The 6,149-nt window shown below is 71.1% G+C and carries 7 protein-coding genes and 1 pseudogene; 4 read left to right on the top strand and 4 right to left on the bottom strand.

What is annotated here, in order from left to right; translation table 11 throughout:
• The 4 genes from NBZ83_RS29435 to NBZ83_RS29420 all read left to right on the top strand — a co-directional run.
• Positions 1-704 (top strand): cysteine dioxygenase (locus NBZ83_RS29435; protein ID WP_308203838.1); only part of this gene is annotated, 704 nt, incomplete at its 5' end.
• A complete protein-coding gene (locus NBZ83_RS29430; RefSeq protein WP_261565932.1) occupies positions 701-1,102 on the top strand; it encodes a rhodanese-like domain-containing protein in 402 nt (133 codons plus the stop codon). The genes NBZ83_RS29435 and NBZ83_RS29430, both read left to right, overlap by 4 nt.
• A 794-nt stretch (positions 1,103-1,896) precedes the next feature.
• On the top strand, positions 1,897-2,265 hold the full coding sequence (locus NBZ83_RS29425; protein WP_261565931.1) for a WhiB family transcriptional regulator: 369 nt from the start codon (positions 1,897-1,899) through the stop codon (positions 2,263-2,265).
• 227 nt (positions 2,266-2,492) lie between these two features.
• Positions 2,493-3,035, top strand: coding sequence for a SixA phosphatase family protein (locus tag NBZ83_RS29420; RefSeq protein WP_261565929.1), 543 nt, complete (start codon positions 2,493-2,495; stop codon positions 3,033-3,035).
• Between the two features lie 66 nt (positions 3,036-3,101).
• Here NBZ83_RS29420 and NBZ83_RS29415 read toward each other — a convergent pair whose 3' ends face one another.
• The 4 genes and pseudogenes from NBZ83_RS29415 to NBZ83_RS29400 all read right to left on the bottom strand — a co-directional run.
• Positions 3,102-3,317, bottom strand: a complete 216-nt coding sequence (locus NBZ83_RS29415; RefSeq protein WP_261576257.1) for a hypothetical protein — start codon at positions 3,315-3,317, stop codon at positions 3,102-3,104.
• A 199-nt stretch (positions 3,318-3,516) separates the two neighbouring features.
• Positions 3,517-5,037 (bottom strand): alpha,alpha-trehalose-phosphate synthase (UDP-forming), encoded by a 1,521-nt coding sequence (locus tag NBZ83_RS29410; RefSeq protein WP_261576256.1) that lies wholly within the window; start codon positions 5,035-5,037, stop codon positions 3,517-3,519.
• Between the two features lie 272 nt (positions 5,038-5,309).
• Complete coding sequence (locus NBZ83_RS29405) at positions 5,310-5,573, bottom strand: hypothetical protein (protein WP_009739496.1); 264 nt, start codon at positions 5,571-5,573, stop codon at positions 5,310-5,312.
• Positions 5,574-5,579: 6 nt separating this feature from the next.
• Positions 5,580-6,149 (bottom strand): annotated as a pseudogene (locus NBZ83_RS29400) (hypothetical protein); the annotation flags it as partial.

Raw genomic sequence — 6,149 nt, 5'->3', positions numbered from 1 at the left:
CCCCCGCGCGTCCCTGCCCCCTGCCGGCCGTCCTCCTCCCGGCCGCCACGGTGGCACCGCTCGCCTCCACTGTTCTGGGAGTCCCCGTGCCTCTTCTGCACCCGGCGCTCGTCGCCGACCCGGCCCGCCACACCGAGCCCTTCCTGCCGGTCGAGTGCCTCAGCGACGAGCCGGGCACCGTCGACCTGGCGACACTGCGGGATCTGACCGCCGCCCTCGCCGGGGTGCCGCGGATCTGGCGGCCGGTGATCCACCACCGGTCCGACCGCCGCTGGTACACCCGGCTGCTGCTCTCCGCGACGGTCGAGGTGTGGTTGATCGGGTGGTATCCGGGGCAGCAGACCGAGGTACACGACCATGGGGGCGCGCTGGGAGCGATGGCGGTCGCCGAGGGCCGCGTCGAAGAGGACCGGTACGACCGGAACTGGACGATCACGCGGGTCCGCGAGCACGTCACCGGCGCCGCCGTCGGTTTCGGCGCGGCGCACGTGCACCGGGTAGCCAACCGCGGGCTGGAGGTGGCCACGACGATCCACGCCTACTCTCCGCCGGAGCTGCCGATGCGCTTCGCGCCGACGCGGAACGACGCCGACGTGCGCGCCGTGGTCGCCACGGCCGTCCCGACGACGGCCGTGGCGACCACGGCCGTGGCGGCCCACGCCGGACGGGACGTCGCCGCCGCCGGCGCCGGCGCCACGCGATGACCGTCGCCGCGAGCCGGATCGATGCGCTGCTTGCCGCGGCCCGCTCCCGGCTGCGTCGCCTCGAACCCGCCGAGGCGGCGCGGGCCCTGGCCGAGGAGCCGGGCAGCGTCCTCGTCGACATCCGGCCGGCCGCCCAACGGGCTGCGGAGGGGGAGATCCCCGCGGCTGTGGTCGTCGAGCGCAACGTGCTCGAATGGCGTTTCGACCCCACCAGCGACGCCCGGCTGCCGATCGCGACCGGTGACGACCTTCAGGTCATCGTAATCTGTTCCGAGGGCTACACCTCGAGCCTGGCGGCCGATGCGCTGCGCCAGCTCGGCCTGTGGCGGGCCACCGATGTGATCGGCGGATACCACGCCTGGGCCGCTGCGGGCCTACCGACCCGCGGTGGTGCGTGACCGGCCGACGCCGATCGCCCCACCCGGTGGCACGCCGCCGAGTCTGCTTGCCTACCCCGCGCCACGTTCACGGCACTTGCACCAGCAAAGGCGTCGAATGTGGTTCTGCGCACATTTTACGGCCGAATCCGGCCTGACGGCGCCACCCGAACAGGGTTCCCCCGTTCGTCATCTGCCCGCAACCCGGCCGTACGCCGCGCCGGATCGATGATCGTAGGCCGCTCGACGGGGGCCCCCGTGGCCCGAGTCGGCCACCCGACAGCGATCTCCCCGACGCCCGTTTCCGCTGTCCACCAGCGATTCCGGCCCCGGCGGGCTGCTGCGGCCGGCATGCAGCCGCCGCTCCCCCAGAGATCATCAAGCTCGGGTCGCGGTGACACGAGCCCTGCGGACGGTGCCCCGATGCGCCCCCGGACGACCCGCCGGAGCACTCCGGACGTCTGCGTTCCGGAACCCTTGCTATCCGGTTGAGAGACGTCTACGTTCCTCGGTTAACGAGACGAGACGGGATCGTTTCCGAGTGGAACCCGCCCCCGGTACGCCGAGCAAATGGCGCCGTCGGCGGATTCCTCCCGGAAACTCCAGGGGGCTTCTCGCCGCAAGAAGGTTGACCTGCCTGTCTGGGGTGTCGCGCTACGCCGGATTTGGCGGTCTGCAAAGCATGTGTCCGCCTTTGCAACGTCAGCAGGAGACGGTATGCCCAGTCAGCCCAGCGTGCTATCTGTCCGAAGCTCCGCCGCACTCAGTTTCCTGTTCGCCACGTGCCCCTGCGTCTGCGTAAGCGGTGATGTCCGATGAGCGCCGGCGTACCCGTTCTTCCCGGTCGTGATCTGCCGCCGCAGCCGTTCGGGGCCGGATGGCCCGCGTACTGGCGTCAGGATGCGGCCTGCCGCGACGGCGATCCGGACGCATTCTTCCCCCCCGACGGCCGCAACACCAAGGCCCGGGCCGCCGCCGAAATCCGCGCCCGCAAGATCTGCTCCGAGTGCCCGGTGCTGCGTCCCTGCCTGGCCACCGCGATCTTCCGGCAGGAGGAGCACGGAGTGTGGGGTGGGCTGACCTCGGACGAACGCGCCACCGTCGTGCCGCGCGGCCGCCTGAGCGCCGAGGACGCGCTGGTGTTCGCCGACCGCCTGCTGCTGTCGGCCTCGGTCGCCAGCTGACCCACGAGGACACCCACGGCGAACGGCCCACCCCCGCCCGGGGCGGGCCGTTCGCCGTCGAGGGCCCCGTCGCGTCGAGCTCGCCCGAACTGGCGTGCGTGCCGACTTCGGTGCATTCCCCGGCTGGTATATTTCCGCATTCCTGAACCGCTCGACGCGGCCATGTGCTGGAATGCGAGTGCAGCCATGTTTTCCACGTTCGGTATCACGTCACTCGGCGGTGTCCGGTGAGGCCGCCCCACCGGTTGCTGTTGCTGCGCCACGCCAAATCCGACTGGGCCGACGGATCCACCCCCGACATCGACCGGCCACTGTCCGACGCCGGTCGCCGCGGCTGCCGGCTCATCGCCCGCCACCTCGCCGACCACGGGCTGGCCCCCGACCTCATCCTGTGCTCGGCCGCCCTGCGGACCAGGCAGACCGTCGAAGGCATCGCCTCGGCGCTGCCCGCGGACGTGCCGGTGCTGGTCGAGGACCGCCTCTACCTGGCGGAGGCGCAGGCCCTGCTGGAACGGTTGCACGAGGTCGACGACGGGGTGCCGAGCGTCCTGCTCGTGGGGCACAATCCCGGCATCCACACGCTCGCCGTGGCCCTGCTCGCCCCCGGCGAGCGGCTCCGGATCCCCACCTTCCCGACCGCGGCATTCGCCGTCGAGGATCTGGCCGTGTCGCGGTGGGCCGAGCTTGGCCAGGACTCGACCCGGCTCGTCTCGTTCGTCACCCCCCGCGCGCTGCGTGAAGGAGCCGGACCCTCGGCAGGGTCAAGCTGAGCGCGGGGTACAGCGGGGCCTACGTGCCCGCGACGCGGGCGAGCCCGGCGTCGGACAACCGGGCTGCTAGTACGCCTGCTCCATGATCCGGGATGCCAGGCCGATGGCGGCGCCGCCGACGAGCAGCACGGCGGTGACGATCCACAGCGGCACCGAGGCGAAGATGAGCGCGAAGCACCCGAACACGAAGCCCGCGATCACCAGCAGCACCGCGAGCCACGAACCCGTGTTGGCCTTGTGATGACCGGTCTCACTCGCCACGTCCACTCCCGTCACTTTCATCCTATCCGCCTGCCGGCGGAGCACTGCGCCTCGTTCCCGCTGCGAGACTACCCGCGAACACCGATGTCGGATGCCCGGGGCCGGTGTGCATTCGCCCCTTCTTCCGACCCGCCCGCGAGGGCGGATCGGCAGGGTGATTCCCGGACCGCGCCGGGCCCTTCGGCCCGCCGTGCGGGGATCGCCCGGGGTCCGTCCACGCTCAGCTGAACCCGGCGATCCGACGCAGATCGACGAGCTGATCGTCGAGCCAGCGCCGGACGTCGTGGGTGCGGACCTGTTCGGCGGCGGCGGACAGCCGGCGGTGGCGTTCCTCCAGCGGCATCGTCAACGCCGTGTACAGGGCGTCCGCCATCTGCTGGATGTCGAACGGCTGGAGGGTCACCGCGAACTCGCCGAGTTCCTCGTGGGCGCCGGCCATCTCGGACAGGGCCAGCACACCGCCACGGCGGTTGACGACCGCCACCTCCTTCGCGACGAGGTTCATCCCGTCGGCGATCGCGTTGACGATCAGCACGTCACAGATCGAGTAGGCCGCCACGGCCAGCGGGAAGTCCTCCACCATCCGCAGGTCGATCGGCTGGCGGCCCTCCTTGGTGTGCCTGGCGTTGATCTCGGCGACGAGGGCGCCGATGAGCGCGATGTAGTCGGCGTATTCCGGCACATCGGTGCGGCTGGGCTGCAGCAGGGCGAGGAAACTGACCTTGCCGACCAGCTCGGGATGCTGGTCGAGCAGCGTCCCGAAGGCCAGGAAGCCGCGCACGACGTTCTTGCTCGGATCGGTGCGGTCGACGCGCAGGATGAGCTGGCGATCATCGTCGAGGAAGATGTAGCGCAGCATCGCGACGTGCGCCGCGACCTCCTCGGATGCCTGGGTGGCGTCGAGCGCGGCCGGATCGACCGAGATCGGGTAGTAGCGGGCGCGGACCACCCGGTCCCCGACCGTGACGGTGAGCTGCTCCAGGTCAACGGGCAGGCCGAGGAGCTCCTGGGCGCACAGGACGAAGTTGCGGGCGTAGCGGCGGATGTGGAAGCCGACGACGTCGCTGCCGAGCAGCCCGCGCAGCAGCCGCTCGCGGATGTCGCCGGGCAGGATGCGCCACTCGTCCGGGCCCGGCCAGGGAATGTGCACGAAGTGGGTGAGCACGACGTCGGGGCACTGCTCGCGGACCCAGTCGGCGACCAGGTAGAAGTGGTAGTCCTGCAGCAGGACGAGAGCCTTGCCGCCACGGGCGCGCACCTCGTCCACGACGGCGTCGGCGTAGGCGCGGTTGACCGCCGCGTACCCGTTCTCGAAGGCATCGTGCTCGGCCCTGGTCAGCACCGGCGCGAGCGAGCGGCCGTAGAGGCCGTGCTGGATGAACCAGAGGATCGGGTTGGACCACACGCTGTAGAAGTCGGCGTAGGCGGTCGGGTCGGTGACGACGAGGCGAACCCGGATCGCCGGACCGTCCGGCTCGCCGTCCACCACGTGGGGCTGGGGTTGGGTCTGGACGAGGATCGAGCTGCCGGCGCTCTCGGAGGCGACGACGGCGTCCTCCTCACCGGCGGCACCACAGACCCAGACGGCGTCGTCGAGGTGTTCGGCGAGTCCGGACAGGGCCGAGACGAGGCCCCCGGCACCACGGTTCACGGTGCGACCGGTGGCGTCCCGATCGAAGCTGACAGGACCCCGGTTGGACAGGAGTACGAGAGGCAGGTCGAGGGGGATGAAGTCCGACACGGCGGATGCAGCCTCCTGGTCACGGGCGGTACTCGGCGTCCGGTGCCGCTCATCGCTGTGGCGCCCGGGCACACGGGGACAATCCGGACTGTAGTGAGCCCCGCATCCGGATGCACCGCGTTGCAGGGCGCCTGGAGCGTTGTTACCCAGACCTTCACCTGGTCACTGTTGCCACCGGCAACATATCCGTCCGTAACGCCCACTCCCCCACAGTATGGGGATCCGGGAACCTACAACGACGTCAGGTGTGCCAGCAATCACGAAGAGTGTCGCTACAGTCCATCCCGGTAGTCCCGGACCTCCTGCACCGCCGAGCCAAGGGACGCCAGCGACATCTGCAATGTGTCACGCGTCTCGACCAGCGCACTCGTCAGCTGTTCGACGGCGCGATGCTCGCTGCCGTCGGTCGCCGCGATCACCATCGCCTGCGCCTCCTCGATCATGCTCAGCGCGCCCTCGAGCTGGCCGGCGACCTCCTCGGTGCGCCGGAACGCCTCATCGAGCTGTGCCTTGACGTCGGCGATCGTGCCTGACACCCGTCCTCATCCCTTCTTGGAACTACCGGCCCGCGAGCCCGACGCCGACGCCTGCTCGGTGCTCGAGCCGAGCCCGAGACCGAAGCGGGCTGCGGCCGCGAGCGCGAGCAGCGCAGCGGCCACGTCGACCGGCGCCATCGGTGCGAGCCGGAACGTGGCGACCACTGCCAGCGCAGCGGCGCCCGCTCCCAGAATGCCTGCCCGCAGTACCGCCCTACCCCCACCTTCGGTACCGGCCGCCACGGCCACCAGCGCCGCCGCGAGCACCGCCGCGCCGATGATGCAGGGCGTCCCCGCCGCCTGCGTGAAGACCCGCAGCACTCCCACGACCACCAGGCTGAGCAGACAGGCGAGCGCAGTCATCAGCCCGGCCGACGCCGAGCCGGACGCCCTGGCCACCGCCCGCAGCTCGGCGGCCTTGCTCATCGCATCCAGGCACAGGTCGTAGGCCTGGCGGGGAGCGGTGCGCGGATCGACCGGGGCGGCCGCCGCCGGCTGCCCGCCGCCGCGGCCCTCGCGCCCCGACCGGCCCTCCCGTGCCAGCCCGCCTTCCCGCTGTCTCTTATACACCTCTGA

The sequence above is a fragment of the Frankia gtarii genome (assembly GCF_025403375.1).
In the GTDB taxonomy this organism is placed as follows: domain Bacteria; phylum Actinomycetota; class Actinomycetes; order Frankiales; family Frankiaceae; genus Frankia; species Frankia gtarii.
The sequence above is the reverse complement of the archived record's forward strand: the minus strand, read 5'-3'. Positions and strand labels throughout refer to the sequence as shown.

Bases quoted from the DNA above. Each gene is read 5' to 3' on its own strand.
- NBZ83_RS29425 (WP_261565931.1), top strand. From the start codon at position 1,897: ATGAGCGCCGGCGTACCCGTTCTTCCCGGTCGTGATCTGCCGCCGCAG.
- NBZ83_RS29430 (WP_261565932.1), top strand. From the start codon at position 701: ATGACCGTCGCCGCGAGCCGGATCGATGCGCTGCTTGCCGCGGCCCGC.
- NBZ83_RS29415 (WP_261576257.1), bottom strand. From the start codon at position 3,317: ATGAAAGTGACGGGAGTGGACGTGGCGAGTGAGACCGGTCATCACAAG.